Source organism: Kribbella sp. VKM Ac-2566, from assembly GCF_004366005.1.
Lineage (GTDB): Bacteria > Actinomycetota > Actinomycetes > Propionibacteriales > Kribbellaceae > Kribbella > Kribbella pratensis.
The window spans coordinates 271,546-297,360 of sequence record NZ_SODT01000013.1; the positions used below are offsets into that span (position 1 = coordinate 271,546).

Here is a 25,815-nt window from a genome sequence, read left to right on the forward strand (position 1 = left end):
GGTCCGGGCGGCTCGCACCCGGTTTTGGAGAGCGGTACTACTTGGCCGCGGCCGGCTTCGAGTCGTACTCCAGCAGGTGGAGCACCGGTACGCCGAGGTGCCGGCGGGCCGAGTTGGTCCAGTCGAGGTGGAAGAACTCCGCCACGATGTGCGGCCGCGTCAGGATGATGACCTCCTGGCCGTGGACGTGCTGCACGGTGGCGACCAGCGCGTCGATCGGCCGGTCGTGCGTGATGCCGCCCTCTGCGGCCTGTCCGAGATCGCGCAGCCGCTGGACGCTCCGCCCGCTGCAGCCCTTGGCCTCGGTGTCGATCGCCTTCTGCGCCTCGGCGAGGTCCTGACGCTGACCGGCCAGGCCCGGCCCGTAGAGGTCCGCGGTCCCGAGGGCGCTGATCGAGGCCTCGACGCCGGCCTCCGCGTTGTGGCAGGGCACCAGCACGTGATACGTGACCGGATCGGGCATGTCCTGATGCAGCTCGACGACGCGCTTCGCGTCGGGCTCGGACAGTTCCTGTTCGACGAGCAGTACGACGTCGTACATCGTGCCACCTCCGCGCTTACCAGTCGGTATACCCCCATGATGCCCCTTCAGCGGCGCGAAGTATTCAACTGGATCGTTCCAGTCTCCGCCGTCCGTACGTGCGGAGCGCCCGCAGCAGATCCACCTCGCGGAACGCCGGCCAGTAGAGGTCGCAGAACTCGATGTCCGAGCGGGTCGCCTGCCAGAGCAGGAAGTCCGACATCCGTAGCTCGCCGCTGGTCCGGATGACCAGATCCGGGTCAGGCAGGCCGGGCACGTACAGGTGCCGGCCGATCTCTTCCTCGGTGAGCCTGTCCGCGACCTCCTCCAGCGAGGTCCCTTCCGCCGCCGCGTCGTCGAGCACGGACCGTACGGCGTCGACGACCTCGAGCCGGCCCGAATACCCGATCGCGAGGGTCAGATCACCGGCGTCGCGGTCGCGGCTCAACTCGACCGCTTCCTTCAGCGCGCGGGCCGTTGAATCAGGCAACAGGTCCAGCTGGCCCTTGACGTGCAGCCGCCAGCGGTGGTCACGGCGTACATGATCGGCCAGCACGCTCTCGGTGAGCTCCATCAGGTAATCGACCTCGGCCGAGTCGCGTTTGCGCAGGTTGTCGGCCGACGCGACCCACGCCGTGACACAGGTGACGCCGGCGTCCGAGCTCCACTGCAGGAACTGCTCCAGGTGCTTGGCGCCGAAGCGATGACCGATGCGTACGTCGTCGTAGCCGGCGCCACGCGCCCAGCGGCGATTGCCGTCCATCACGATCGCGACGTGCTCCGGCTTCGGCAGACCGGCGAGCTGGCGGCGGAGGCGACGCGTGTAGAGGCTGTAGAGCATCAGCGTTGGGCGCTCGACAGTACGTCGGCCAGGTCGAACTTGATCGGCTCCTCCAGCTGCTCGTATGTGCAGGATTCGGGAGTGCGGTCGGGGCGCCAGCGGACGAACTGCGCGGTGTGCCGGAAGCGGATGCCTTCCATGTGGTCGTAGCGGACCTCGACGACCAGCTCGGGGCGCAGAGGGATGAAGGACAGGTCCTTGCCTGCCTGCCACCGGCTGCCCTCGGCGTTGCGCGGCGTACGGACGCCTTCCTCCTGCTTCGCCCACGCCCACGGGTGCTCGTCGAAGGTGGTGACGAGCGGCTGCATCTCCTCGAAGAGCTCCTTGCGGCGCTCCATCGGGAAGGCGCCGATCACGCCGACGCTCGCCAGGGTGCCGTCGTCGTTGTACAGCCCGAGGAGCAGTGAGCCGATCCGGTCCGGGCCGCTCTTGTGCAGGCGGTAGCCCGCCACCACACAGTCCGCCGTACGCTCCGGCTTGATCTTGAACATCACGCGCTTGTCCGGCTGGTACGTCCCGGCCAGCGGCTTGGCGATCAGCCCGTCCAGGCCGGCGCCCTCGAACTGCTGGAACCACTGCGCGGCCGTGTCGTGGTCGGCGGTCGCGGGGGTGACGTGGATCGGCGCCTTCACGTTCGCGAGTGCGTCGATCAGCGCCGTACGGCGTTCGCTGAACGGGCGCTCCGTGTAGTCGTCGTCACCGAGCGCCAGCAGGTCGAACGCGACGAACCGGGCCGGGGTCTTCTCGGACAGCATGTTCACGCGGCTCGCGGCCGGGTGGATCCGCTGCTGCAGGACCTCGAAGTCGAGCCGGTCGCCGGACTCGCCGATCACGATGATCTCGCCGTCGATCGCGCAGCGCTCCGGGAGATTCGCCTTCACCGCCTCGACCAGCTCGGGGAAGTACCGCGTCATCGGCTTCTCGTTCCGGCTGCCGATCTCCACCTCGTCGCCGTCGCGGAAGATGATCGACCGGAACCCGTCCCACTTCGGCTCGTAGGACAGGTCCCCGCGCGGGATCTCCTTGACCGGTTTGGCGAGCATCGGCTTGACCGGCGGCATGACAGGCAGTCGCATCCCGTCATTCTGTCCCACGGCGCGGACAGTCACCAGGAACCTGCTGTCACAGTCCCGTGGTGGACAGTGAACCGGACCGCCACGGACAATGCCCTCATGAGTACGGTCGGGGTGGAGTGGACGCGTCCGTCGGACGCCGAACGCGACCGTGCGCTGGCGATCCTCCGCGACGGCGCCGGCTCGGGCCGGCTGTCGCACGACACGTTCATCCGCCGGATGAACTTCGTACTCCGCGCCCAGAGCCGCGGCGAACTCGCTGACGCGATCCGTGACCTCCCGCGGGAGGAATCCCGCCGCAGCCGCTGGATGCGCGATGTCCGGTCCAGACTTCCGCGGCTGCGGGTGACCCGAGCCGCCGGCCGGACCGCTCGGAGTGGCTTTCTGGCGCGGTTCGACCCCTTCTTCGAACGCCTGGGCAGCTTGCCGGGGCCCAAGATCAAGCGGACCACTCCGGCCGCGCCGCCGCCGGGTCTTGCGCTGCCGGCGCCGGGCTCACCGACAGTCCGGATCGGACGCGGTCCGGGCGCGACCCTCCGCATGGCCGATGAGTCGGTGTCTCGGTGCCACGCCGAGCTCCGGTACGTCGACGACGGCTGGATGATCCGCGACCTCGGTTCGCTGAACGGCACGGAGGTCAACGGCCTCCGAATCACCACCCCGGTCCGCGTCCGCCCCGGCGACCACATCCGCTTCGGCGCAGTCGCCTACGTACTCACCTGGACCGACCAGCCCTAGCTCTCGCGCTCCATCCGACGGGTGAAGGTTGATCAGCTCGTAGTTGCATCTGGTACTCGGGTACGGGTTTACCGTCGATGCATGGACGACCATTGGGTTCCGGTTGCTTGCACACTGCCGACGGCTGAGCGGCCGCTGCGGCTCGCCGAGTTCGACCAGTTGTTCGCCGACCATCTCCGCAGCGCCGACCGTGTCGATCCGCACACGCTCGACCTTGTGCTCACCGGTGAGTCCCGCGCGACCGTCACCGACCTGACCGCGCGCGAGACGGAGTGCTGCTCCTTCTTCGACTTCACGATCACCGAGGCTCCCGGCAATCAGGTTCGGGTCCGCGTGAACGTTCCGTCGGCGTACGCCGCCGTACTCGACGGGTTGAGCGAACGGCTGCCGCGGTGAGACCTGCGGAAGTCGCCGCCGCAGCCGGCGTGAACCCCCAGACGCTGCGGTACTACGAACGCCGCGGACTGCTCGACGAGCCGGTCCGAAGCCTCGGCGGGCACCGGATGTACCCGACCGAGGCCGTCACCACGTTGCGAGTGATCAAGGCGGCGCAGCGGCTCGGATTCACCCTCGCCGAGATCTCCGAGCTGCTCGACGCTGCCAGGCATCGGCACGCGGTCGGCGAGGGGGCCGGACTCCAGGCGCGCGCACGCGCGAAGCTGGCCGACGTGGAAGCCAAGATCGCCGACCTGACCGTCATCGCGGGGAGCCTCCGCGCCGGCATCGCCGCCGGCTGCGACGACCTGGAAACGTGCGCCGGCAATCCCGACTGCCCGCTGCCCTTCTCGGAGATCGCTCAGTGACCGTCCTGAAGTCCGTCGTACTGTTCCTGCTGGCGGCACTCGCCGAGATCGGGGGAGCCTGGCTGATCTGGCAAGGCTGGCGCGAGAACCGCGGCCTCCTGTGGATCGCCGGCGGAATAGTTGCCCTAGGCGCCTACGGCTTCGTCGCCACCTTCCAGCCCGACCCGCACTTCGGCCGGATCCTCGCCGCCTACGGCGGAATCTTCGTAGCCGGCTCACTCACCTGGGGCGTCCTCGTAGACCGTTTCAAACCCGACCGCTACGACCTCCTCGGCGCCACCATCTGCCTCCTCGGCGTCCTCATCAGCATGTACGCCCCCCGCAACACCTGACCCACACCTAAGTTCACCGCGGTGGATCAGGTTGGGGAGGCTTTTGTCCCGAATCGGGCAGGAAACCCTCCCCAACCCGGGGCTTAGGGGATGAGGACGACCTTTCCGGTGGTGGCTCGTGTTTCGAAGGCTTGATGGGCGGCGGCTGCCTCGGAGAGGGGGAATGTGGTGGTGAGTGCCTTCCAGCGGCCCGAGGTGGTTTCATCCAGGGCGGCTGCTTCGAGGGCTCGGAGCTGGCGGGTGAGTTTGGCGCCGATGGCCCAGCCTGCGGTGAGGCTGCGTGTCATGAGGTCCTCGTGGGTGAATTCGATAGGGCCGCCGCCCGACCAGCCGAACATGAGGGCGCGGCCGCCGACGCCGAGCAGGTCGAACGCCTGCTGGCCGTTCGGGCCGCCGACCCCGTCGAAGAGCAGCGTGATGTCCCGGTCGCCCAACTCGGCCTTCAGTTGCGCAGTCCACTCCGGGTCGCGGTAGTCGATCGCGTACTGCGCACCGAGCGAGCGGACCGTCTCGACCTTGGCGGGACCGCCCGCCAGCCCGATGGCGATCGCGCCGGCGTTGCGTGCCGACTGGATCAGGTAGCTGCCGATCCCGCCCGCGGCTGACGTGATCAGTACGACGTCGTCCGCGGTGAGATGCGCCTGCTGCAGGATGCCGGCCGTCGTACGCCCGGTGCCGATCGCGGCGACTGCCTGGGCGGCGTCGACGTGATCGGGAAGTTCGTACAGCGACTCGACCTTCGCCACCGCGCGTTCGGCGTACCCGCCTGGCACCATGCCCAGATGGACCACGACGCGCTTGCCGATCCAGGTCGGGTCGACGTCCGGTCCGGCCGCGCTGACCCGGCCCGCGACCTCGCGTCCCGGGATCGTCGGCAGCTCCGGGACGGGGATCGGGCTGCCGCCGGTGGCGCCCGCGCGGATCATCGTGTCGACGAGGTGGACGCCGGCGGCCTCGACCTCGACCAGCACCATGCCGCGGTCGGGGGTGGGGTCCGGCACCTCCTCGTACACCAGGTTCTCCGCCGGACCGAATGCGTGCAGTCTGATTGCTTTCACGCCGCTCACGCTAGAACCTCAACAATGATTGAGGTCAATCTCTGCCACTTCCTTACGTTGTGTACTAAAGTGCCCTCCGAGGGAGGGTGACGTGGCGAAGATGCTGAGAGGTGCGACCGCGCAGGAGACGCACAGCGCGATCCTCGACCTGATCCGTTCCAGCGGGACGGTGACCCGCGTCGACCTCGCCGACCGCTCCGGCCTGACCGGCGCGTCGATCTCCCGGGTGGTCAAACGGTTGCTCGCCGACGGCCTGATCATCGAGACCGGGTACGGCGACCCGACCGGCGGCAAACGTGCCACGCTGCTGCAGTTCAACCCCCGCGCGCGGCACGCGGTCGGTATCGCGGTCGACACCCCGAGTACGACGTACGTCGTCACCGACATGAGCGGCCGGGTGATCGAGCAGCTGTCGTCGCGGGGGATCGGGAAGGACGCGCCGGCGACCGCCGTCAAGCGGATCACGGCCGAGCTCGAGGACCTGATCGTGAAGGCGGAGATCGAGCCGTCCACGCTGGTCGGGGTCGGCGTCGCACTGGCCGGCCGGCAGGGCCGCGGCGGGACGCGCCTGCTGCGGACGGACTCGGCGAAGTACGCCTGGGAGCCGTTCGCGGTGCGGGACACGCTGAAGGAGGCCATCGACCACCCGATCGTGGTGGAGAACGACTCGACGTGCGCGGCGATCGGCGAGTTCTGGGCCGGGAAGATCCCGTCGGTGAACGATTTCGCGACCGTTTATCTGGCGGCCGGTTTCGGGCTCGGCCTGGTGACGAACGGCGATGTGTACCGCGGCTCGTCGTCGAACGTCGGCGAGATCGGCCACATGGTCCTCGATGTCAACGGGCCGATGTGCTGGTGCGGCGGGCAGGGGTGCCTGGAGAGCCTGGCTGCTCCGGCGGCGGTGGTCGCGCGCGCCGAACAGGACGCGACGCTGGTCGACCAGCTCGGTCTCCGCGGTCGTCAGACGTCCGTACGCGCGGACTTCGCCAAGATCGCGCGTCTGGCCGCGAGCGGTGATACGCGGTGCGTGGAGCTGATCGAGGAGTCCGCGACGTACCTCGCGAAGGCGCTGCTCTCGATCACGAACCTGCTGGATCTGGACCAGATCATCCTCGCCGGCCCCGGCTTCAGCGAGGCCGGCGACATCTACATGCGCATCGCGTCTCAGGAACTCAACCGGCTGTCGTTCGTCCGCGCGATGCACCCGACGCGCGTTGAACTCTCCAAGCTGGGGCCGAGCGCGGCGGCGCTGGGCGCCGCCTCACTCGTCCTCCACAGTCAACTCACTCCGCACCAGAACGCTCGCTCGTGAGGAAGTCCTGCAGCCAGCGGCCGCTCTTCTTCACGATGCGCGCCTGCGTCGTGTAGTCGACGTACACGATGCCGAAGCGGCGGCTGTACCCCCAGGCCCACTCGAAGTTGTCGAGCAGCGACCAGGCGAAGTACCCCTTCAGCGGAAAGCCCTCGGTGACCAGCTCCTGGCAGACGGCGACGTGCTGCTGCAGATAGTCGAGTCGCTCGTCGTCCTCGACCGTCCCGTCCGCTGTCACGAAGTCCGGGTACGCCGATCCGTTCTCCGTCACGTACAACGGCAGCTCGGGCGCGAGCTTGTTGATCGTGACCAGGATGTCGCGCAGACCGGTCGCCTGGATCGGCCAGCCCATCTGCGTCTTGGGGAGACCGGTGTCGACGGCAACGACGTTCTCGCTGCCTGGTTGGGTGGACGCGACCGGCGACGAGATCGGCCCGTCCGGCGCCGCCACCGTGGTCGGGCAGTAGTAGTTGACGCCGATGAAGTCGAGTGGAGCGCCGATCAACGGCAGGTCGGCCTCCTGGGCCTCGAACCACTCCGACATCCCGGTGTCTTCCAGAACGTCCGCCGGGTACTGCCCGGACAGCAACGGTTCCAGGAAGAGACGGTTCCGCAGGCCGTCGATCCGGCGCGCGGCGTCGCGGTCGGCGGGGGAGTCGGTGGCGGCGTGGATCGGCGCCGGGTTGAGCGCGATGCCGTACGTCCCGCCCTCGGACCGGATCGCGTCGAGCGCCAGGCCGTGTCCGAGCAGCAGGTGGTGCACCGCCTTCAGCGCATCGGCGCCTTCGGTCCGGCCCGGCGCGTGCTCACCGTTGCCGTACCCGAGGAACGCCGAGCACCACGGCTCGTTCAGCGTCATCCAGTGCTTGATCACGTCCGACAGCGCGTCGTGGGTGACGGCGGCGTAGTCGCGGAAACGCTCGGCCGTGTCGCGCACCAGCCAGCCGCCGGCATCCTCGAGCGGCTGCGGCAGGTCCCAGTGATACAGCGTCGCGTACGGCGTGACGCCGTTCTCCAGACACGTCTCGGCGAGCCTACGGTAGAAGTCGAGCCCGGCCTGGTTCGTCGTACCCGAGCCGGCCGGCACGATCCGCGGCCACGCGATCGAGAACCGGTACGCGCTCAGACCGAGGTCCGCCAGCAGCCGGACGTCGTCGGCGAACCGGACGTAGTGCTCAACGGCCACGTCGCCGGTGGTGCCGTCCGCGATCCGTCCCGGAGTGTGGGCGAACGTGTCCCAGATACTCGGGCCGCGGCCGTCCGCGGAGACCGCACCCTCGACCTGGTACGACGCGGTCGCCGCGCCCCAGGTGAACCCGCTCGGGAAGCCGTTGGTCACGTCGTCTCCTTCTCGACCCAGTACTGCTTGTCGGGAAGCAGGCTACCTAACCGGTTAAGCAGTTCCTTCGGCAGGTCCGCATCCCGGGCAGCGAGCAGCGCGTCGACGCGCGCGGGCTTGGTGATGCCGACGACCGTCCCGGCGATGCCCGGGTCGTCGATCGAGTGCCGGAGCGCGGCCGTCGCGAGGTCGATGCCGTAGTCGCGGCACGCCTTGTCCATCTCCGCCACGGCCTGCAGGACCGCGGCCGGCGCCTCGCGGTAGGCGTACTTGGTCGCGCCGGCCGGGTTCGCGAGGATCCCGCCGCCGTAGACCGCCGCGTTCACCACCGCGATGCCCTCCGCGCGGGCCCGCTGGAAGATGCCGCCGGCCGAGTGGTCGACCAAGCTCCAGCGGTTGTGCACGAGCAGTACTTCGAACCCGCCGAGATCCAGGTACCGGGACAGCTCACGAGTGTCGCCGCCCGCCAGGCCGACATGCCCGATCTCCCCGTCGGCGCGCAGTTGCATCAGCGTGTCGACGGCGTCGCGCATCGACTCGAAGTCGTGGGCCTCGGGGTCATGCAGGTGGACAAGTGGCAGCTCGTCCAGCCCGAGCCGCTCCTTGCTCTCGGCAACGCTTGCCCGGACGCGCGCGCCGGAGTAGTCGCCGTCCTTCGCGTCGACCTTCGTCGCGACCAGGAATCCTTCCGGCAGTCCGCCGTACTCGCGGATCGCCTGGCCGATCCGGGTCTCGCTGGAGCCGTCGCCGTACCCGTTGGAGGTGTCGATCCAGGTGAGCGGGCTGTCGAACACGCGCAGTACCAGGTCGACCGCTTCCTGGGGCGTGACGTCGTACCCGAAGACGGCGGGCATGCCGGCGATCCCGCTGCCGCCGGCGCAAACGGCGGAGACGGTCAGGCCGGTCGAGCCGAGCGGGCGGAGCCAGTTTTCAGTCATGCGTCGGAGCCTACGGCGTACGCGAATCCGTCAGGGTCGACGTAGACCTTCGTCCCGTCCGGCGAGATCGCGACCGGCAGGTCCGGCGGGTCGCCCGCGAGTTCGGCGTACGCGAAACCTGCGACGTCGAGTTGCGGGTCGCGGGACGTCTTGGGGACGTCGTAGGTGAAGACCTCGAGGACGGTGTCGCCGCCCTTGAGGTAGCCGATGTGGAAACCGCGGCTGTCGTGCGGCTGCTCGATGGTTCCGATGAAGTCGAAGCCGTGGCGGTCGTGGTAGTGGGCCGCGGTGGCGTCGCGGTCCTCGATGGTGACCGCGATGTGGTCGAACCGCGGGCGTGACGGTACGCCGAGCGCCCGCTCCCGCGCCACCCCGTCCGCGTCCATGATCTCGGTGTACTGCAGGTCGCCCTGGATCATCTCGAGGAGCGTGCCGTCCGGGTCGTAGAAGAAACAGATCCGGACCTCGCCTTCGGCATCGAGCGGGTCCAGCTTGAACTCGACCCCGCCGGCCCTCAGTGTCTCCGCCCGCTCGTCCAGACGATCGACCTTGAAGCCGAGATGCCGGAAACCCTTCTGCAGGTCGTCCGGGGACCAGGTGCTCTGCTCCCGGCCGTTGCCTACGGCCCGTAACTCGACCGTCGCGGTCACCGCGTCGAGGACGGCGCGTTCCGGCGAAACCTCTCCGACCACCTCGAGCTCGAGAAACCTCGTGTAGTACTCGACCGAGCGCTCGACATCGACGCAGTTGACCACGACGTTCTTGATCGGCATCCGACCTCCTCTAGTTCTTGACGGCGCCGAGCATCATCCCGGCGACGAACTGGCGCTGCATCCGGACGTAGACGATCACGACCGGTACGACGGACAACGTGAGGCCGGCGGTGAGGGCCGGCCAGTTCGTGGAGTACTGACCCATCAACGTGAACAGCACCGGCTGCAGTGGGAGCGAGTCGGTGTTCCGCAGCACCGTGTTGGCGATCAGGAACTCGTTCCAGGTGGACAGGAACTGGAAGATCACCACGGTCGCGATCCCGGGTCTCGTGAGCGGCAGGATCACCCGCCGGAAGATCGTCAGCTCGCTGCCGCCGTCGACCCGCGCCGCCTCGATCAGCTCGTCGGGCAACGTCTGGAAGAACGCCCGCATCAGGAACATCGCGAACGGCGCCGATCCGGAGATGTACAGCACCAGCAGACCGGCCTGGCTGTCGAGCAGCCCGAACGACTTGAGCTCCAGGTAGAGCGGGATGATGAGCGCCGTCGACGGCATCATCAACGTGGTCAGCAGCAGCACGAACAACGTGTTCCGAAACGGAAAATCCAGTTTCGCGAACGCGTACCCGCTGAGCGTCGCGAAGACCAGCACCCCGATCACGGTCACCGACGTGATCCACACGCTGTTCCAGAAGTGCAAGGGGAACTCGATCGACGTCCAGGCCTCGTGGTACGCCGCACCGGTGAACTTCCGCGGGATGATCGGGCCGTTGAAAATCGTGTTCTGCTCGCGCAGCGAGGTGAGCAGCATCCACCCGAACGGAAATGCCATCAGGACACAGAACGGAAACAGCACGAAAGTCGCGAACGACTTTCCGAAAGCCGTTTTCCTCATCGGTCCGCCCTCCGGGTCAGCCAGAGCTGCGCGATCACCGCGAGCGTGCAGAGCACCATCGTCACCACGCTGAACGCGCTGGCGTATCCCAGTTGCGGGATCGAGCCGGACGTCGTACCGAACGCCAGCGAGTAGAGATAGGTCCCGAGTACTTCGCTGCCGTGGTTCGGCCCGCCGCCCGTCATCACGAAGATCACGTCGAAGGCCTTGAACCCGTTGAGCAACCCGAGGCTGACGATCAGACCGGTCACGATCCGCAGACTCGGGACCGTGATGTGGCGGAACTGCTGGACCGTGTTGGCCCCGTCCATGGCCGCGGCCTCGTAGAGGTTGGGATCGATGCTCTGCAGACCGGCGAAGTAGATCAGCATGTTGAACCCGAGTCCGCCCCAGACCGTCACCACGATGATCGCGGGCAGCACGGTCTTGTGGTCGGCCAGCCACGGGTGCTGCAGGCTGTCCAGGCCGATTGCCCCGAGCAACCGGTTGAGCGTGCCGATGTTGGGGTCGTAGATCAGCTTCCACAGCACCGCCGACACGACGAACGACACGATCCCGGGAATGAACAGGATCGTCCGGACGACGACACCGGCCTTCGGCCAGATCACGTTCACCAGCACCGCCGTGACGAGGCCGAGGAACGTCAGGATCGCCGTCGTCACGCCGGTCAGCACCAGCGTGACGATCAACGCCCGGCGCGCCACCGGGTCGTGCAGCATCCGGCTGTAGTTGTCGAAGTTCACGAACCGCGGCAGCCCGAACCCGCCCCACGAGGTCAGGCTCAGATAGGCCGTGTAGAGGATCGGCCACAGCACGAACGCCAGGAACAGCGCGAACGTCGGCAGCACGAACAGGTACCCGGCGACCCGTTGCGACTTCCGGAGCGGTGAACCGAAGCGGTACGACGTACGTTCGCCGGACCGCCGTACGACGTCCTCCCTCGACAGGGCCGTCGCCATCCGATCATCCGCCCTTGGCGTTCTGCACCGCCTGCTGCATCGCCTTCGCGACCGCCGCCGGCTCGCCGCTGCCGTCGAAGATCTTCGCGAGCGGATCGCCGGCGGCCACCGAGCCGGGCCCGAACGGGATGTGCGGGCAGCCGTCGCCGTCGAGCAGCCAGGACGTCATCTGCTTCATGATCGGCAACTCGATCCGGGCTGCCGCGCTCTTCGTGGCCGGCATCGAGTTCGAGTCGTTCATGGTGGGGGAGTACTGCTCGGCGGAGTACATGAACTTCAGGAACTCCAGCGCGGCGTCCTTGTTCTTGCTGGTCGCCGACACCGCCCACCCGGCGCCGGCCTGGTTCGCCGTCCAGTGCCGCTTGCCGGGCGCGATCGCCGGCGTCTTCATCACCTTGTACAACTTGTTGAACGCCGGCGATGCGTCCTTGGTGAGCCCCTGCGGCGTCCAGCTGCCGTTGAACAGCATCGCGGACTTGCCCGTGTAGAAGATCTGCGGCGCCTGGTCGCCGCTGGTGCCGGTCGTCCCGGGCTGGAACACACCCGCCTTGACGATCTTCTGCTGCAGCTCGATCGCCTGGACCACCTTCGGGTCCTCGTACGTCGCGCCGTCCTTGAGCTGATCGAGCTTCAGGTAGTACGTCGGGTCGTCGGCGACCTGCGTGATCAGCGGCAGGAAGAAGTCCAGCGAGCTGGTCGTCGGATTGCAGCTCAGCGCCACCGGGGCTTGCCGGTACGGCGGATCTTCGCGGCCGCCGCGATCAGGTCGTCCCAGGTCTCGATCTCGTCCTCACCGACGCCGGCCGCCTTGAGCAGATCGGGGTTGTAGAACAGCCCGAACGTCTGCGCCATCCAGCCGACGGCGTACTGCTTGCCGTCCAGCGTGTACTCCTGGTTGGCCGAGTCGAAGAAGTCCTTCAGGAAGTCGTCGCCGAGCTCCTGCTTCAGGTCGGCCGACACCCCGCCGGTGCCGTAGGTCAGCGCCCGCGTGTGCGGCGCGAAGATCTCCGGTACGTCGCCACCCGCGACCGCCGCCTGCAACGCGGGCAGGTACTGGTCCGGGGTGCCGAAGATCCGGTTCTCGATCTTGATGTTGCTGTGCGCGGCCTCGAACGCGCTGATCAGCTTCGGGAACTGGTCCTCCTGGTCGTTGTACCAGGACCACATCCGGACCACGGCCTTCCCGCCGCTCGTGGTGCCGCCCCCGCTGTCACTGCCCCCACAGGCGGCCAGCGCCGGCCCGAGGCCGAGCGCACCCACCGCCCCTTTCAGAACCGTCCGCCGCCGCACGTGCTGTTCGCCCATCGGAGACTCCTCGTCGTTGGTCTCACGACCTCTCCACAACTTCCTAACTGAAAGTAAGAAAGTGGTCAAGGCCACAGCTGAGTTTCCCGAGTTTTCCTGCTCTAGGGTTGGGCGCATGGTGGTGCGGTTGAGTGAGCGGGTGCCGGAGGTGACGTCGGATCGGCTGTTGTCCGAGTGCGTGCCGCCGCCGCGGTTCGCCGATGTCCGGTTCGGCACGTACCGCCCGGACCCGGACGAGCCGTCGCAGGCGGAGGCGCTGGCGGTGCTGTCCGCGCGGGCCGAGAAACTGGCCAAGCCGCGCCCGGCCCCGTCGCTGTGGTCGCGGTTGCGCGGTCGGAGCGAGTCCCCGGACAAACCAGGCATCTACCTAGACGGCGGATTCGGCGTCGGCAAGACCCACCTCCTCGCATCGTTGTGGCACGCGTCCTCGGGCCCGAAGATGTACTGCACGTTCGTCGAGCTCACCAACCTGGTCGGCGCCCTCGGGCTGCGGACGGCGGTCGAGGCGCTGTCGTCGTACCGACTGATCTGTATCGACGAGTTCGAGCTCGACGACCCCGGCGACACGATGCTGATCTCGCGGCTGCTCGGGCAGCTGGTCGAGGCCGGCGTCGAGTTCGCAGCGACCTCGAACACGCTGCCCGACAAGCTCGGCGAGGGCCGCTTCCAGGCGGTCGACTTCCTCCGCGAGATCCAGGGGCTCGCCGCGCGCTTCGACGTACGGCGGGTGGACGGGCCCGACTACCGGCACCGGGGCCTGCCCGTGGCGCCGGACCCGTGGCCCGACGAGAAGGTCGAGCAGGAGGCCGCAGTACGGGCCAATGCGTCGTGCGACCACTTCGTCGACCTGTACCGGCACCTGGCCGAGCTGCATCCGAGCAAGTACGGCGCCCTGCTCGACGGGATCGAGACGGTGGCGATCACCGACGTACGGCCGCTGACCGACGAGAACGTGGCGTTGCGGATGGTGGTGCTCGCGGACCGGATGTACGACCGCAACCTGCCGCTCCTCGCGAGCGGCGTACCCCTCGACCAGCTGTTCTCGGCCGAGATGCTGAAGGGCGGCTACCGCAAGAAGTACCTCCGGGCCCTGTCGCGCTTGATCGCGTTGGCCCGCGCCGGTGGGATCGATGAGGCAGGATGACCTAATGGCGAAGCAGAAGAAGGGCCAGAAGGCCGTCGGTGGGGGACTGCGGGAGCAGCTGCGGGTGCCGGCCGGCGAGGTGGACCTGACGAAGTACGACACGCGTGCGACGACGGGGTTCAGCGGGACGAAGGACGACGGCAAGCTCGCGCTGGAGAATCTCGGCGCCGAGGTCTCGGACTGGCAGGAGCGGCTGTTCGCCGAGGGCCGGACCGGTGGCGAGCGGAGCATTCTGCTGGTGCTGCAGGGGATGGACACCTCCGGCAAGGGCGGGGTGATCCGGCACGGCGCGGGGCTGATGGACCCGCAGGGCCTGAAGATCACGTCGTTCAAGGCGCCGACACCGGCCGAGAAGCGCCGCGGGTTCCTGTGGCGGATCCGGCAGGCGGTGCCGGGGCACGGGATGATCGGGATCTTCGACCGGTCGCACTACGAGGACGTGCTGATCGCCCGGGTGCGTGACCTGGTCACGCCGAACGTGTGGACCCGGCGGTACGACCAGATCAACGAGTTCGAGGCCGAGCTGACCGCGAGCGGCGTGACGATCGTGAAGTGCTACCTGCACATCTCGGCCGACGAGCAGCGGGCCCGGCTCGAGGCGCGGCTGGACGACCCGACCAAGCACTGGAAGTACAACCCGGGCGACGTCGACGAGCGCCAGCTGTGGCCGGACTACATGGAGGCGTACCACGCCGCGCTCGAGCGCTGCAACACGCCTGACGCGCCCTGGTACGTGATCCCGAGCGACCGCAAGTGGTACCGCAACTGGGCCGTCACCACGATCCTCCTCGAAACGCTCAAAGAGCTGAACCCACAGTGGCCGGCGGCCGACTTCGACGTGGAGAACGAGAGGAAGCGCCTGGCCGCAACCTGACAGGATTCGTTGCCGCGGCCGGCGCCACATACGGTTGCGCCCATGGCGTTGCTCTGTGCTCTTCTGGCCGTCGTGGGGATGGCCGGTTACCTCTGCATTTTCGTGGCGTTGCACCTGCTGCCGACCGGCTACCACCCGGTGCGGCATGCGGTCAGCGACTACGGCGTCGGCCGCTACGCGCGCCTGTTCCGCTGGGCGCTCCTGCTCTCGTCGGCCGGCATCCTGGCACTGGCCGCCGGCCTCGGGTTCGAGCCCGGCACGCCGACGGTCACCGTGCTGCAGTTGGTGTTCCTGTTCCTGATCCCGGTGACGCGAGTCGGCATGCTGAAGTTCCCGACCGACCTGGAAGGACAGCGGCTGACGAACTCCGGGCGGTTGCATTACGCGTTCGCGGTGGCAGCCTTCGCGTTGACGTATGCCGCGATCGCCGGCCTGACGCCCGAACTCGAGCCCGTCGGCGCCTGGGAGCCCGTCGGCGGGTTCCTGTCGGTACTGCGGATGATCGCGCTCGTATCGCTTGTTCTGCTGGTGATCGCGCTCGTCCCGCGACTGCGCAAGGTCTTCGGGCTGTTCGAGCGCGGCTTCCTGCTGAGCACCAACCTGTGGTTCCTGACCGTAGGGATCTGTCTGCTCGTCGAAGCTGCGTGAGGTCAGCTGTCCGGGTCGATGTTGTGCCGTCGGAGCAGGTCGCGGAGCGCGGCGACCTGCTCGTGCAGGCGCTCGTTCTCCTCGAGGACGGCGTTGAGCTCGGCGAGCAGGTGATGCCGTCGGCCGTACGTCGTCCACGTGTTGGCGGGATCCTCGGCGAGCATGCCCGCGACGAGGTCCTCCGAGCGCCGGCGCCAGTTCATGTGCTTCTCGAGCTTCCGGCGTACCTCGTCGGTGCTCTCGGCGAGCTTCGTGATGATCTGGCCGCCGACCCCGTCGCCGTCGTGGAGTACACCGAGGAGCAGGTGCTCCGGGCTGACCTGCTCCGCGCCACGGGCCCGCGCCTCGCCCCACGCGAACTCGAACGTGCTCTTCGCGCGCGGCGTGAACGGGATCGTCCCGGCGGCCGCACCGCTCCGGCCGCGGCCGATGATCTCGACGACCAGATCCCGCACCGCCGGAGCAGTGATGCCCAGGTCGGCGAGCACGCGGGACGCGACGCCTTGCCCGAGGGTGATCAGCCCGAGCAGTAGATGCTCGGTGCCGACGTACACGTGGTCGAGGCCGCGCGCCTCCTCCTGCGCCAGCACGATGACGTGCCGCGCCGGCTCGCTGAACTGTTCGTACATGGGATCTCCCCTCCACCAGTCCTGCAGCAGATCGCCGAGGCCGTCGAGCAACTCGATCTTCAAGTGCTCCTGCAGGTCCTCGGCCGTCACCGGGTGGTGCTCGAGCCGGCTCCGGATGAAGGCGGCGGCCTCTGGGTGCCCGGCGTCACCGGAGGCGATCCGATCGAGCAGGTCGTCCACGTCGGCCACCGGCTCGAGTTGCAGCTCGGCCCGGTTGAGCGTGACGAACTGCAGCACGACCGCGACCGCCACCACCCGGTTCGCCCCGCCGAACGGGCGCGCCCGAACCAGACCAGCGAGCAGCACCCCAGCCGATTCGGCGAGGCCACCCGTCAGCCGTACGCCGTCCAGCACGCGATCGATCGCGTCGAGGTTCGATCGGCGTACGACGTCGTCGGAGTCGCACCGCAGCACGCGCGCGGCGATCGCAAGGACGTCGTACCGACCGAGATAGCGCATCAGTCGTCTCCACGCAGCCGGCGCAACGACTCCTCGTGCCGCGCGAGGTTCTGCTCGAGCAACTGGCTGAACTGCGCGTCCTGCCGGCGCTGATCCACCAACGCCGCGATCGCCTCGCGCGCCACGTCCGACACCGAACGCCCCTCCACCGATGCCACAGTCTGCAACCGCTCAGCCAGCCCCGGGTCGAGCCGCAACAAGATGTTCTTGGTCCCGTCCTTCGCCATGATATCAAGATATCACGCTATATGGAGTCAGGCCCGGACGTGCGCCACTCACCAAGCCCCGGCAGACAGCACGACCCCGGGCTGAGCACGCTCAGCCCGGGGTCGGGTGTGGGTTTGGTGAGTGGCGCAGGTCCGCCCTCAGGCCGAGTGCACCAGCATCGGGCGGGCGATCACTGGACGCGGCGCTGGCTCCAGGGTGAGGAGATCGAGGCCGGCTACGCCGTAGCGGAGGAGGACCAGGCGGGCTACTTCTGCGCTGACGCCGAGGGGAGCGGAGACCGCGACCGCGCCGGCGCGGCGGGACGTGGTTTCGGCTCGGTCGGGGAGTACGCCGGGGGCGAGGAACAGCGAGCCGACCGCGACGTGGCGGCGGCCCTCCAGGCGCCACTGGAGCACGGCCTCGGCCGGTGACGGCGAGGCGGCGCAGACGAAGGCGGCGGTCACCGGGAGCCGGTGACGCTGGCCCCACAGCCGCGCGAGGCGGGTGACGCTCGCGTTCGCGTGCGAGTCGCTCGAGCCGGCCGCCGCGAGTACCAGCGCGTCCAGCTCACGCACCCGGCCGCCCTTGAGCTCGGCGCGCATCCGGCGGTCGAGTACGTCGAGCAGCGTGTCGTCGTACCCGAGCACGTCGGAGGCGATGATCCGCAGGCTCGGGAACCGGCTGCGCGCCTCGTCGAGGACGGCCGGTACGTCGATCCGCGCGTGGTACGCGGCCGACAGCAGCAGCGGCAGGACGACGACCTCTTCGACGCCTTCGGCGGCGAGCTTGCCGATCACCTGGTACGGCGTGGGCGGGCAGTGGTCGAGGAAGGAGGCTTCGATCCGCAGGTCGTCACGCATCTCGCGCAGGCACTTGACGAGCGAGTGGACGGTGGCGGCCGAACGCGGATCGCGGCTGCCGTGGGCGAGGATCACGAGCGCTGGAGCAGTCACAGCAGTTCCCCTTCTTCGTCGTCGATCATTCCGGCCGCGAGCGTCCACCCGTCGTGGGCGTCGATGAGCAGGAAGGAACCGGTGATGGCGTTGCTGGAGTACGGGTCGGCGGCCAGCGGTGCGGCGATCTTGAGTTGCACCTTGCCGATGTCGTTCAGGGCGAGCTCGGCGGCGTCGATGACTCCGAGCGTGTCGAGGTCCAGCGCGCCGGTGATCTTGGTGACGATCGCCTGCGCGGTGGTGGTGGTGTGCTTGATCAGCACCCGGGCCCCGACGGTCAGTGGCCGGTCGGCCAGCCAGCTGATGGTGGCCGCCAGTTCCCGGCGGGTGCCGGGGGAGTGCTCGGCGGCGACGATCACCGAGCCGCGGGCGACGTCGATGTCGTCGGCGAGCCGGACCGTGACGGCTTCGCCGGCGATCGCGGACGGCCGTTCGACGACCGCGGTCGACGTGGCGGTGACGACCGGCCGGTCGATGCCGGCGATCGACGTACGGCGTCCCGCGGGCAGCACGATCACCGGGTCGCCGACCGTGACCGTGCCGGAGGCAACGGTTCCGGTGTAGCCGCGGTAGTCGCGGTACTCGTCGGTCTGCGGGCGGATCACGTACTGCACCGGGAACCGCAGCGGCTGGTTCGAGGTGTCGGTGCGTCCGGTCGCGTTCTCCAGGACCTCGAGCAGCGTCGGCCCGTCGTACCAGGCGGTGTCGGCGGAGTGTTCGACGACGTTGTCGCCGACGAGTGCGGAGACCGGGATCGCCTTCAGGTCGGCGATACCGAGCTGGTCGGCGACCTCGCCGACGTCCTTGGCGATCTTGGTGAACACGGCCTCGTCGTAGCCGACGAGGTCGATCTTGTTCACCGCGAGTACGACGTGCGGCACCCGGAGCAGACCGGCCACGGCCAGGTGCCGGCGGGTTTGCTCGAGGACGCCGTGCCGGGCGTCGACCAGGATGATGACCACGTCCGCGGTCGAGGCGCCGGTGACGGTGTTCCGGGTGTACTGCACGTGCCCGGGGCAGTCGGCCAGGATGAACGAGCGCTTGTCGGTGGCGAAGTACCGGTAGGCGACGTCGATCGTGATGCCCTGCTCGCGTTCGGCGCGCAGGCCGTCGGTGAGCAGTGCGAAGTCGAAGTCGCCGCCGCGGGCCTCGGAGACCGTCTTCACGTGCGCGATCTGGTCGGCGAGGATCGCCTTGCAGTCGTGCAGCAGCCGACCGACCAGCGTCGACTTGCCGTCGTCCACCGATCCGGCCGTTGCCAGCCGCAACAGGGTGCTCATCAGAAGTACCCCTCTCGTTTACGGTCTTCCATCGCGGCCTCGCTGGCGCGGTCGTCGGCGCGGGTGGCGCCGCGCTCGGTGATCTCGCTGGCCGCGACCTCGATGACGACCTCGGCCGCGGATGTCGCGACGCTGGCGACGGCGCCGGTGCAGGACATGTCGCCGACGGTCCGGTACCGGACCACGCGCTTGGCGACGGTTTCACCCGGGCGCGGCTGCGAGTAGGGGCCGACAGCAAGCAGCATGCCGTCGCGTTCGAACACGTCCCGCTCGTGGGCGTAGTAGATCGACGGCAGCGGGATCTGCTCGCGCTCGATGTAGTTCCATACGTCCAGCTCGGTCCAGTTGGACAGCGGGAACACTCGCACATGCTCACCCGGCCGGTGCCGACCGTTGTACAGCGACCACAGCTCCGGGCGCTGGTTGCGCGGGTCCCACTGACCGAACTCGTCGCGCAGGCTGAAGATCCGCTCCTTCGCCCGCGCCCGCTCCTCGTCACGCCGGCCGCCGCCGAAGACGGCGTCGAACCGGTGCGCGTTGATTGCATCGAGCAACGGAACGGTCTGCAGCTGGTTCCGGGTCCCGTCGGTGCGCTCGCGCAGCCGCCCGTCGGCGATGTAGTCCTCGACCTTGGCGACCTCGAGCCGCAGCCCGAGCTGCTCGACCACTGCGTCGCGATAGGCCAGTACTTCGGGGAAGTTGTGGCCGGTGTCGACGTGCAGCAACGTGAACGGCACCGCGGCCGGCGCGAACGCCTTCCGCGCCAGGTGCAGCATCACGATCGAGTCCTTGCCGCCGGAGAACAGGATCACCGGCCGCTCGAACTCCGCCGCCACCTCACGGAAGATGAAGATGGACTCGCTCTCGAGCGCGTCGAGTTCGGTGACCGTCGGCGTTTCCACTATCGCGGTCATACGTGCAACCCGCATTCGACCTTGCCGGTGCCCGCCCAGCGGCCGCTGCGCGGGTCTTCACCGGGCGCGACCCGCTGCGTGCACGGCTCGCAACCGATCGACGGGTAGCCGTCGTACTGCAGCAGGTTCACGAGTACGCCGTTGTCCTGGATGTAGCTGTCAAGGTCCTCCTGGGTCCACGGCGCGATCGGGTTGAGCTTCACCATGTCGCGCTTCTCGTCGTACTCGACGACCGGCGTGTTGGCGCGGGTCGGCGCCTCCTCGCGGCGAATGCCGGTGACCCAGGCCTTGTAGCCGGACAGGTACCGGTTCAGCGGCTCGACCTTGCGGAGCGCGCAGCACTTGTTCGGATCGCGGTCGTGCAGCTTCTCGCCGTACTCCGCGTCCTGCTCGGCCACGGTCTGCTTCGGCAGTGCGTTGATGAGGTTGATCGGCAGCGTCGCCGCCACCGCGTCCCGGGTCCCGATCGTCTCGGCGAAGTGGTAGCCGGTGTCGAGGAACAGTACGTCGACCCCGGGCGCCGCCTGCGCCGCGAGATGGGGGAGTGCGCCGTCGGCCATCGAGGCGGTCACGACCAGCTCGTCACCGAAGGTCTCCCGCGCCCACGTGAGCACCTCCACGGGTGACGCGTCGGCCAGCCGTTCGTTCGCCTCCTCGGCGAGCGTCTTCAGATCCGTACTCATTCCACCGTCACCCGCAGTCCGATCATCTTCAGCTGGAACACCCGTGCACACGGCCGGCACTCCCAGGCGCCATGGCCTTCTTCGGAAGGACGAAGGTCCTCGTCCCCGCAGTAGGGGCAGTAAAGAGGTGCCGCACGCTCAGTCACTGAAGTGCCTCCTCGTCCGCTCGGGTGACCCACTGGGCGAAGCGCTCGCCCTCGTTGCGCTCCTTCAGGTAGTTCTGGGTGACACGCTCCACATAGTCGGTGAGGTCGTCCGCGGTGACCTTGTGGCCGCGGAGCTTCCGGCCGAAGCCGGCGTCCAGACCGAGCCCGCCGCCGAGGTGCACCTGGTAGCCCGGGACCTGCTTGCCGTCGGCACCCATCACCAGCTGGCCCTTGAGGCCGATGTCTGCGGTCTGGATCCGGGCGCAGGAGTTCGGGCAGCCGTTCAGGTTCACGGTGATCGGCACGTCGAGCTCGGGGATCCGCTCCTCGAGCTCCTCGATCAGCCGCGCGGCCTTCGCCTTGGTCTCGACGATCGCCAGCTTGCAGAACTCGATGCCGGTGCAGGCCATCGTGTTCCGCCGCCAGCCGCTCGGGTTCGCCTGGAACCCGAGCTTGTCCAGCTCGGCGACGAGCGAGTCGACCTGCGACTCCTCGACGTCCAGCACGAGCAGCTTCTGCTGCGGGGTGGTGCGGATCCGGTTCGAGCCGTGCCGCGCCACCACGTCGGCGACCTGCGCAAGCGACGTACCGGAAACGCGGCCGACCACCGGCGCGACGCCGACGAAGTACTTGCCGTCGTTCTGCTTGTGCACCCCGACGTGGTCGCCCTGCACGGCGGGCACCGCGGGCGCCGGGCCGTCGATCAACTTCCGCTTGAGGTACTTGTCTTCCAGTACCTCACGGAACTTCTCGACACCCCAGTCCGCGAGCAGGAACTTCAGCCGGGCGCGGTTCCGCAGCCGGCGGTAGCCGTAGTCGCGGAAGATGCTGGTGACCCCCCACCAGGCCTCCGCGACCTCCTCGCGCGGGATCCAGGTGCCGAGCCGCTGCGCGAGCATCGGGTTCGTCGACAGGCCGCCGCCGACCCACAGGTCGAAGCCCGGGCCGTGCTCGGGGTGCACGACACCGACGAACGCGATGTCGTTGACCTCCGGTACGACGTCGTGCGACGGGTGCCCGGTGAGCGCCGTCTTGAACTTCCGCGGCAGGTTGGAGAACTCGTCCGAGCCGATGTACTTCGTGACGATCTCGTCGATGGCCGGCGTCGGGTCGATGATCTCGTCCGCCGCGATACCCGCAACGGGGCTCGCGATGACGACCCGCGGTACGTCGCCGCACGCCTCGGTCGTGTAGAGCCCCACCGACTCGAGCCGCTCCCAGATGGTCGGCACGTCCTCGATCCGGATCCAGTGCAGCTGGATGTTCTGCCGGTCGGTGATGTCCGCGGTGTCGCGGGCGTACGTCGTGGAGATCTCGGCGATCACCCGCAGCTGCTCGGTGGTCAGCTGGCCGCCCTCGATCCGGACCCGCAGCATGAAGTAGCGGTCGTCCAGCTCCTCCGGCTCCAGCGTCGCGGTCTTGCCGCCGTCGATCCCGGGCTTGCGCTGGGTGTACAGACCCCACCAGCGGAAGCGGCCGCGCAGGTCGGCGGGGTCGATCGAGTCGAAGCCGCGGTGCGCGTAGACGTTCTCGATCCGCGCCCGGACGTTCAGGCCGTCGTCGTTCTTCTTGTTCTCTTCGTTCTTGTTCAGCGGCTCGCGGTATCCGAGCGCCCACTGGCCTTCGCCCTTGCCTTTACGGGGCCGGGCGGGTTTGCGGGCGGGGGAGGTGACGCCGGCAGTCATCCGGGGCGTGTCCTTGTCCTCGTGACAGGTGCTCACCGAGGGCGGCAGGATCGAAGCGTCGTCGGTTCGATGCGTTCCGCGCGGTGCGCACCCAGCGGTGATCGGGGGTGATCAGGGGGCCGTCGTTGGCCCGGGCAGGGTGGCTGTCAGAACATCGAAGGACAACAGATGGCACTGCGCATCCGCCCGAGGTCGACATGAAGCCGACCTACGAGGTGGGTGGTGAACGCAGCGAGCATGTCCACAAGCGTCAGCGCGAACCGCTGACAAATCAACTCCCATTCCTACATCCTGAGATCCGATCTCACGATGTGGCTATCTCTACCAGTCTGATGGAGATTGATTCCAGCGGCAAATACGTCGTACAAGAACTCTTGTGCAAGAGTTCTTGTGGAAGCTACGGTGCTCGTCATGACGCCTCCGAACCGCCGGACCGTGACACCGTCCGTACTCGCCGCCATGCACCACCCGCTGCGCCGTCGGCTGCTCGACCTGATCAACGTCGACGGGCCCTCGACCGCGTCGCGGCTGGCCGGGTCCACCGGAGAACTTGTCGGCAATGTCAGCCATCACCTGAAGGTTCTCGCGTCCGCGGGCGTGATCGTCGAAGCTCCGGAGCTGGCCAAGAACCGCCGCGAGCGGTGGTGGAAGCTCGGCGACACCTCGGAGTACTCGTGGTCGATCGCGGACGCGAAGGGCGACCCGGCGGCCGAGTTGGTCGCGGCCTCCGCCGAGGACGCGAACCTCGCTCATCACGTCGGCAAGGTGCGGGAGTGGTTCGACATGCGGTACGAGTTCGAGGAGCCCTGGCTGCGGGCGGCGTACGCCACCGAGAGATGGCTCACATTGACGCCAGACCAGCTCACCGAGCTGAGCGAGCGGATCGAGGAGCTGGTCCGCTCGTACTCCGACCGACCGGCCGAGGGTGAGGACGCGCACCGGGTCTACTTCTTCGCGCACGCCGTTCCTGCACGCCCATGAGTACCGACGTCTTTCCGCCGCTCCGGAGGGATCGTCGGGTACAGGGATGGATCGCGTCGTCCGCGGTGTCGCGGGCGGGTGACATGGCCTGGTATGTCGGACTCGCCTGGAGCGCCGCACAGGTCACGAGCCCGGCCGGTGCGGGTCTGGTGATGGGGATCGGCGCGCTGCCGAAGGCGCTCGTCCTGCTGTACGGCGGTGCGCTCGCGGATCGCTTCGACGGCCGCCGGACGATGATCCTCGCCAACCTCGCGCGGATCGTCGTACTCACGGTCGCCGCGGCGGCCGTGGCGATGTGGGGACTTTCGCTAGCACTGCTAGCTACGGTGGCGGTCGTGTTCGGCGCGGTGGACGCGCTCTACACGCCGGCCTCCGGAACGCTCCCGCGGCGGATGGTCCGTTCGGAAGACCTGGTGAAACTGTCGGCCGGGAGCCAGTTGGCGCAGCGGCTGGCGGTCTTCGCAGGCGCCCCGCTCGGCGGCCTGCTGGTCGCGCACGGCGGTCTGATCACCGTGATGATCGTCGACGCGGCGTCGTACGTGGTGATCGCGGCGGCACTGGCGTTCCTGGTGAAACCGCGCCTCCCACAGCCCGTCTCCACAGGCCACTCGATCCGCGCCGACCTACGGGACGGGTTCGCATACCTCAAGCAGGACGCCCGGGCGCGGACACTGGTGATCGCGTTCTCAGGGTTGAACCTGTGTGTCGGCCCGATCCTTGCCGTCGGACTGGTGCAACGCACCCACTCCGCCGGGTGGGGCTCGGCCTGGTACGGCTGGTTCGAGGCGTGCTCCGGGGTCGCGGCCGCGGTGGGAGCGCTGGTCGCGATGCGGTGGAAGCCGGCCGACCTGGCGCGGTCCGGTCTGCTGGCGCTGGTCGTCCAAGCGGCCGGTTGCGCGATGATCGGGCTGATGCCGAAGCTCGGTGTCTTCGTCGCGATGGCGATGATCGGCTGTACGGCGGGGATCGCGTCGGCGCAGCTGTCCGCGGCGTTCCAGCAGACCGTCGACCCGACGTACCTGGGCCGAAGCTTCAGCATCGTCAACCTGTCCGACGAGGCGATGATGCCGCTCGCAATGGTCGGCTTCGGCGCACTGATCAGCCTGTCGAGCGTCCCCATCGCCTGCGCCCTGGTAGCCACCCTGTTCGCAACCCTGGTCCTCTGGGCAGCCGCCCGCGTCAACCGCTGACCCAACGGCGAGCCCCACGTCAGAGGAGCGCCGTCAGAAGAGCCGGGGTTATCCCCTCGTGTGCAGGGTTCTCCGCTCATGTATCAGCAGAGAACCCCCGACGCGAGGGGTTAACCCGTCGTCTGCTCACCGCAGGGACGAGCGACCGGGCGGGGCGACGGTTGGCGGGGCGGCGGTCGGGGGTGGGGACAGGCGCTGGTGACCTGGGACAGGCAATACCTGGTGCCGACCCACCACGACCTGTCGCACGACCCCGGATCGGGCTGATCATCACCCACATCGGACAGAAGAGCCGGTTATCCCCTCGTGTGATGGGTTCTCTACTGACACATGAGGGGAGAACCATGTACGCAAAGGGTTATCCGGCTGGGCGCAAGGTCGGGACGGCCGGCGGCGTCGGCTGGTTGTGGGAGGTGTGCAGATGGACAGGTAGTGCACTGGTGAGACGGTGTACGCGCGGTCGCGATCGCGCTCAGGTGCACTACCTGGCGGCCGGACACCTCCTGTCCGTGTGTACGTCGGAACGTGCTCACGTAAACTCCGGCGGGTGTTGAGCTGGGAGGGCGTCCGGGAATTCACCGTCGGGTCGGTCGAGCTGCCGGCGACTCCGAAGCGGAAGAAGATCGGGTGGGGGCCGAAGGCGATCCGGGTTCCGCAGGGCGGGAAGTTCGATCGGGTGCTCGCGGCTTGTGCGTACGTCGGTCCGGAACGCTCGCTGTACCTCGATGCCGAGCTGACGCAACTGCTCTGCTCGGTCGTCCCGTCGGGGGACAACTCGTGGAGCGTTCGCGACGCCGGCGCGGTGACAGTCGGGACCATCACCCGGATCCCGTCCAATCGGCCGTTGCTCCGCCCCAACTGGCGCATCGAGCAGCCCGGCCAGGTGGACGTGATCGGGCGGACCGAGTGGTTGAGCGGCGACGCGAAACAACTCGCCGAGAAGGCTGCGGGACGGCTCTTCAGCGGGGTGCTCGACGCGCTCACGAGCTTCGGTGCGGAGGGCGGCGATCAGCCGACCAAGCAGCGCGTGCTGGAGTGGCGAGCCGGAGACGACATCGTCATGTTGTCCGAGGCAACCAAGTCGATCAGGATCAAAGCGGCCTGGCTCGACCGCCGCCTCGCCTTCGCCTACAGCCTGATCGCCGAATGACCACCGGGGCTGGCGGGGTGCGCTGCGTCGGCGGTGCTGGGGTGCT

General features: G+C 68.3%; 29 protein-coding genes. 11 read left to right on the forward strand and 18 right to left on the reverse strand.

Annotated features, from left to right (window positions below):
• Positions 1-37 precede the first annotated feature (37 nt).
• The 3 genes from EV647_RS32005 to EV647_RS32015 all read right to left on the reverse strand — a co-directional run bounded on the left by EV647_RS32005 (position 38) and on the right by EV647_RS32015 (position 2,437).
• On the reverse strand, positions 38-541 hold the full coding sequence (locus tag EV647_RS32005; RefSeq protein ID WP_134009625.1) for a hypothetical protein: 504 nt from the start codon (positions 539-541) through the stop codon (positions 38-40).
• Positions 542-605: 64 nt separating this feature from the next.
• Positions 606-1,361 (reverse strand): polyprenyl diphosphate synthase, encoded by a 756-nt coding sequence (uppS, locus tag EV647_RS32010; protein ID WP_134009627.1) that lies wholly within the window; start codon positions 1,359-1,361, stop codon positions 606-608.
• Positions 1,361-2,437 (reverse strand): ATP-dependent DNA ligase, encoded by a 1,077-nt coding sequence (locus EV647_RS32015; protein WP_134009629.1) that lies wholly within the window; start codon positions 2,435-2,437, stop codon positions 1,361-1,363. The genes uppS and EV647_RS32015 overlap by 1 nt, the downstream gene beginning before the upstream one ends.
• A 96-nt stretch (positions 2,438-2,533) precedes the next feature.
• Here EV647_RS32015 and EV647_RS32020 point away from each other — a divergent pair, with 96 nt between their 5' ends.
• From EV647_RS32020 to EV647_RS32035, 4 genes are all read left to right on the forward strand, one after another.
• Complete coding sequence (locus EV647_RS32020) at positions 2,534-3,172, forward strand: DUF1707 and FHA domain-containing protein (RefSeq protein WP_134009631.1); 639 nt, start codon at positions 2,534-2,536, stop codon at positions 3,170-3,172.
• 81 nt (positions 3,173-3,253) lie between these two features.
• Positions 3,254-3,568, forward strand: a complete 315-nt coding sequence (locus EV647_RS32025) for a hypothetical protein (protein WP_134009633.1) — start codon at positions 3,254-3,256, stop codon at positions 3,566-3,568.
• Positions 3,565-3,975: a MerR family transcriptional regulator gene (locus tag EV647_RS32030; RefSeq protein WP_134009635.1), complete on the forward strand. Its 411-nt coding sequence runs from the start codon at positions 3,565-3,567 to the stop codon at positions 3,973-3,975. Before EV647_RS32025 ends, EV647_RS32030 begins: the two co-directional genes overlap by 4 nt.
• The gene (locus tag EV647_RS32035; protein ID WP_134009637.1) at positions 3,972-4,307 is read left to right on the forward strand and encodes a YnfA family protein; all 336 of its coding nucleotides are present in this window, start codon (positions 3,972-3,974) and stop codon (positions 4,305-4,307) included. The genes EV647_RS32030 and EV647_RS32035 overlap by 4 nt, the downstream gene beginning before the upstream one ends.
• Before the next feature lie 83 nt (positions 4,308-4,390).
• Here the strand turns inward: EV647_RS32035 and EV647_RS32040 are convergent, their stop codons facing one another.
• Positions 4,391-5,365: a zinc-binding dehydrogenase gene (locus tag EV647_RS32040; protein ID WP_134009639.1), complete on the reverse strand. Its 975-nt coding sequence runs from the start codon at positions 5,363-5,365 to the stop codon at positions 4,391-4,393.
• A 100-nt stretch (positions 5,366-5,465) separates the two neighbouring features.
• Between EV647_RS32040 and EV647_RS32045 the strand changes: the two genes are divergently transcribed.
• Positions 5,466-6,677: an ROK family transcriptional regulator gene (locus tag EV647_RS32045; RefSeq protein WP_134010362.1), complete on the forward strand. Its 1,212-nt coding sequence runs from the start codon at positions 5,466-5,468 to the stop codon at positions 6,675-6,677.
• On the opposite strand, the gene EV647_RS32050 is transcribed toward EV647_RS32045, so the two are convergent.
• From EV647_RS32050 to EV647_RS43435, 7 genes are read right to left on the reverse strand one after another with little or no spacing between them, the layout of a single operon-like run.
• Positions 6,649-8,016, reverse strand: coding sequence for a GH1 family beta-glucosidase (locus tag EV647_RS32050; protein WP_134009641.1), 1,368 nt, complete (start codon positions 8,014-8,016; stop codon positions 6,649-6,651). The two genes, EV647_RS32045 and EV647_RS32050, sit on opposite strands and share 29 nt — an antisense overlap.
• Entirely contained in the window at positions 8,013-8,954 is a 942-nt protein-coding gene (locus tag EV647_RS32055; protein WP_134009643.1) for an aldo/keto reductase, read from the reverse strand. Before EV647_RS32055 ends, EV647_RS32050 begins: the two co-directional genes overlap by 4 nt.
• The gene (locus tag EV647_RS32060) at positions 8,951-9,727 is read right to left on the reverse strand and encodes a VOC family protein (protein WP_134009645.1); all 777 of its coding nucleotides are present in this window, start codon (positions 9,725-9,727) and stop codon (positions 8,951-8,953) included. Before EV647_RS32060 ends, EV647_RS32055 begins: the two co-directional genes overlap by 4 nt.
• Positions 9,728-9,737: 10 nt before the next feature.
• The gene (locus tag EV647_RS32065) at positions 9,738-10,562 is read right to left on the reverse strand and encodes a carbohydrate ABC transporter permease (protein ID WP_134009647.1); all 825 of its coding nucleotides are present in this window, start codon (positions 10,560-10,562) and stop codon (positions 9,738-9,740) included.
• On the reverse strand, positions 10,559-11,521 hold the full coding sequence (locus tag EV647_RS32070; protein ID WP_134009649.1) for a carbohydrate ABC transporter permease: 963 nt from the start codon (positions 11,519-11,521) through the stop codon (positions 10,559-10,561). The genes EV647_RS32065 and EV647_RS32070 overlap by 4 nt, the downstream gene beginning before the upstream one ends.
• Before the next feature lie 4 nt (positions 11,522-11,525).
• Complete coding sequence (locus tag EV647_RS43430) at positions 11,526-12,242, reverse strand: extracellular solute-binding protein (protein WP_166680476.1); 717 nt, start codon at positions 12,240-12,242, stop codon at positions 11,526-11,528.
• On the reverse strand, positions 12,233-12,826 hold the full coding sequence (locus tag EV647_RS43435; RefSeq protein WP_166680477.1) for an ABC transporter substrate-binding protein: 594 nt from the start codon (positions 12,824-12,826) through the stop codon (positions 12,233-12,235). Before EV647_RS43435 ends, EV647_RS43430 begins: the two co-directional genes overlap by 10 nt.
• 115 nt (positions 12,827-12,941) lie before the next feature.
• Here EV647_RS43435 and zapE point away from each other — a divergent pair, with 115 nt between their 5' ends.
• From zapE to EV647_RS32095, 3 genes are read left to right on the forward strand one after another with little or no spacing between them, the layout of a single operon-like run.
• Positions 12,942-13,970, forward strand: a complete 1,029-nt coding sequence (gene zapE / locus EV647_RS32085; protein WP_134009655.1) for a cell division protein ZapE — start codon at positions 12,942-12,944, stop codon at positions 13,968-13,970.
• Between the two features lie 4 nt (positions 13,971-13,974).
• Complete coding sequence (locus EV647_RS32090) at positions 13,975-14,844, forward strand: polyphosphate kinase 2 family protein (protein ID WP_134009658.1); 870 nt, start codon at positions 13,975-13,977, stop codon at positions 14,842-14,844.
• Between the two features lie 42 nt (positions 14,845-14,886).
• Positions 14,887-15,492: a DUF998 domain-containing protein gene (locus tag EV647_RS32095; protein WP_134009659.1), complete on the forward strand. Its 606-nt coding sequence runs from the start codon at positions 14,887-14,889 to the stop codon at positions 15,490-15,492.
• Between the two features lie 2 nt (positions 15,493-15,494).
• Here the strand turns inward: EV647_RS32095 and EV647_RS32100 are convergent, their stop codons facing one another.
• The 7 genes from EV647_RS32100 to EV647_RS32130 all read right to left on the reverse strand — a co-directional run bounded on the left by EV647_RS32100 (position 15,495) and on the right by EV647_RS32130 (position 22,448).
• A complete protein-coding gene (locus EV647_RS32100) occupies positions 15,495-16,580 on the reverse strand; it encodes a Clp protease N-terminal domain-containing protein (RefSeq protein WP_134009661.1) in 1,086 nt (361 codons plus the stop codon).
• Positions 16,580-16,807, reverse strand: coding sequence for a ribbon-helix-helix protein, CopG family (locus tag EV647_RS32105; RefSeq protein ID WP_134009663.1), 228 nt, complete (start codon positions 16,805-16,807; stop codon positions 16,580-16,582). Before EV647_RS32105 ends, EV647_RS32100 begins: the two co-directional genes overlap by 1 nt.
• Positions 16,808-16,945: 138 nt before the next feature.
• Positions 16,946-17,740, reverse strand: coding sequence for a sirohydrochlorin chelatase (locus EV647_RS32110; RefSeq protein WP_133788339.1), 795 nt, complete (start codon positions 17,738-17,740; stop codon positions 16,946-16,948).
• The gene (locus tag EV647_RS32115; RefSeq protein ID WP_134009665.1) at positions 17,737-19,020 is read right to left on the reverse strand and encodes a sulfate adenylyltransferase subunit 1; all 1,284 of its coding nucleotides are present in this window, start codon (positions 19,018-19,020) and stop codon (positions 17,737-17,739) included. Before EV647_RS32115 ends, EV647_RS32110 begins: the two co-directional genes overlap by 4 nt.
• Positions 19,020-19,934, reverse strand: coding sequence for a sulfate adenylyltransferase subunit CysD (cysD, locus tag EV647_RS32120; protein ID WP_134009667.1), 915 nt, complete (start codon positions 19,932-19,934; stop codon positions 19,020-19,022). Before cysD ends, EV647_RS32115 begins: the two co-directional genes overlap by 1 nt.
• The gene (locus EV647_RS32125) at positions 19,931-20,617 is read right to left on the reverse strand and encodes a phosphoadenylyl-sulfate reductase (protein WP_134009669.1); all 687 of its coding nucleotides are present in this window, start codon (positions 20,615-20,617) and stop codon (positions 19,931-19,933) included. Before EV647_RS32125 ends, cysD begins: the two co-directional genes overlap by 4 nt.
• 142 nt (positions 20,618-20,759) lie before the next feature.
• Entirely contained in the window at positions 20,760-22,448 is a 1,689-nt protein-coding gene (locus tag EV647_RS32130) for a nitrite/sulfite reductase (RefSeq protein ID WP_134009671.1), read from the reverse strand.
• A 411-nt stretch (positions 22,449-22,859) separates the two neighbouring features.
• On the opposite strand from EV647_RS32130, the gene EV647_RS32135 reads away from it, so the two are divergent.
• From EV647_RS32135 to EV647_RS32145, 3 genes are all read left to right on the forward strand, one after another.
• Positions 22,860-23,429 (forward strand): helix-turn-helix transcriptional regulator, encoded by a 570-nt coding sequence (locus tag EV647_RS32135; RefSeq protein WP_134009674.1) that lies wholly within the window; start codon positions 22,860-22,862, stop codon positions 23,427-23,429.
• On the forward strand, positions 23,426-24,619 hold the full coding sequence (locus tag EV647_RS32140) for an MFS transporter (protein WP_134009676.1): 1,194 nt from the start codon (positions 23,426-23,428) through the stop codon (positions 24,617-24,619). Before EV647_RS32135 ends, EV647_RS32140 begins: the two co-directional genes overlap by 4 nt.
• A 547-nt stretch (positions 24,620-25,166) precedes the next feature.
• The gene (locus EV647_RS32145) at positions 25,167-25,769 is read left to right on the forward strand and encodes a hypothetical protein (protein ID WP_134009678.1); all 603 of its coding nucleotides are present in this window, start codon (positions 25,167-25,169) and stop codon (positions 25,767-25,769) included.
• Positions 25,770-25,815: the final 46 nt, after the last annotated feature.

Excerpts from the sequence above, each read along its gene's own strand:
- EV647_RS32005 (WP_134009625.1), bottom strand. The coding sequence starts at position 541 with ATGTACGACGTCGTACTGCTCGTCGAACAGGAACTGTCCGAGCCCGAC.
- uppS (WP_134009627.1), bottom strand. The coding sequence starts at position 1,361 with ATGCTCTACAGCCTCTACACGCGTCGCCTCCGCCGCCAGCTCGCCGGT.
- EV647_RS32015 (WP_134009629.1), bottom strand. The coding sequence starts at position 2,437 with ATGCGACTGCCTGTCATGCCGCCGGTCAAGCCGATGCTCGCCAAACCG.
- EV647_RS32020 (WP_134009631.1), top strand. The coding sequence starts at position 2,534 with ATGAGTACGGTCGGGGTGGAGTGGACGCGTCCGTCGGACGCCGAACGC.
- EV647_RS32025 (WP_134009633.1), top strand. The coding sequence starts at position 3,254 with ATGGACGACCATTGGGTTCCGGTTGCTTGCACACTGCCGACGGCTGAG.
- EV647_RS32045 (WP_134010362.1), top strand. The coding sequence starts at position 5,466 with ATGCTGAGAGGTGCGACCGCGCAGGAGACGCACAGCGCGATCCTCGAC.
- EV647_RS32055 (WP_134009643.1), bottom strand. The coding sequence starts at position 8,954 with ATGACTGAAAACTGGCTCCGCCCGCTCGGCTCGACCGGCCTGACCGTC.
- EV647_RS32060 (WP_134009645.1), bottom strand. The coding sequence starts at position 9,727 with ATGCCGATCAAGAACGTCGTGGTCAACTGCGTCGATGTCGAGCGCTCG.
- EV647_RS32065 (WP_134009647.1), bottom strand. The coding sequence starts at position 10,562 with ATGAGGAAAACGGCTTTCGGAAAGTCGTTCGCGACTTTCGTGCTGTTT.
- EV647_RS32070 (WP_134009649.1), bottom strand. The coding sequence starts at position 11,521 with ATGGCGACGGCCCTGTCGAGGGAGGACGTCGTACGGCGGTCCGGCGAA.
- EV647_RS43435 (WP_166680477.1), bottom strand. The coding sequence starts at position 12,826 with ATGGGCGAACAGCACGTGCGGCGGCGGACGGTTCTGAAAGGGGCGGTG.
- zapE (WP_134009655.1), top strand. The coding sequence starts at position 12,942 with ATGGTGGTGCGGTTGAGTGAGCGGGTGCCGGAGGTGACGTCGGATCGG.
- EV647_RS32090 (WP_134009658.1), top strand. The coding sequence starts at position 13,975 with ATGGCGAAGCAGAAGAAGGGCCAGAAGGCCGTCGGTGGGGGACTGCGG.
- EV647_RS32095 (WP_134009659.1), top strand. The coding sequence starts at position 14,887 with ATGGCGTTGCTCTGTGCTCTTCTGGCCGTCGTGGGGATGGCCGGTTAC.
- EV647_RS32100 (WP_134009661.1), bottom strand. The coding sequence starts at position 16,580 with ATGCGCTATCTCGGTCGGTACGACGTCCTTGCGATCGCCGCGCGCGTG.
- EV647_RS32105 (WP_134009663.1), bottom strand. The coding sequence starts at position 16,807 with ATGGCGAAGGACGGGACCAAGAACATCTTGTTGCGGCTCGACCCGGGG.
- EV647_RS32115 (WP_134009665.1), bottom strand. The coding sequence starts at position 19,020 with ATGAGCACCCTGTTGCGGCTGGCAACGGCCGGATCGGTGGACGACGGC.
- cysD (WP_134009667.1), bottom strand. The coding sequence starts at position 19,934 with ATGACCGCGATAGTGGAAACGCCGACGGTCACCGAACTCGACGCGCTC.
- EV647_RS32125 (WP_134009669.1), bottom strand. The coding sequence starts at position 20,617 with ATGAGTACGGATCTGAAGACGCTCGCCGAGGAGGCGAACGAACGGCTG.
- EV647_RS32130 (WP_134009671.1), bottom strand. The coding sequence starts at position 22,448 with ATGACTGCCGGCGTCACCTCCCCCGCCCGCAAACCCGCCCGGCCCCGT.
- EV647_RS32135 (WP_134009674.1), top strand. The coding sequence starts at position 22,860 with ATGACGCCTCCGAACCGCCGGACCGTGACACCGTCCGTACTCGCCGCC.
- EV647_RS32140 (WP_134009676.1), top strand. The coding sequence starts at position 23,426 with ATGAGTACCGACGTCTTTCCGCCGCTCCGGAGGGATCGTCGGGTACAG.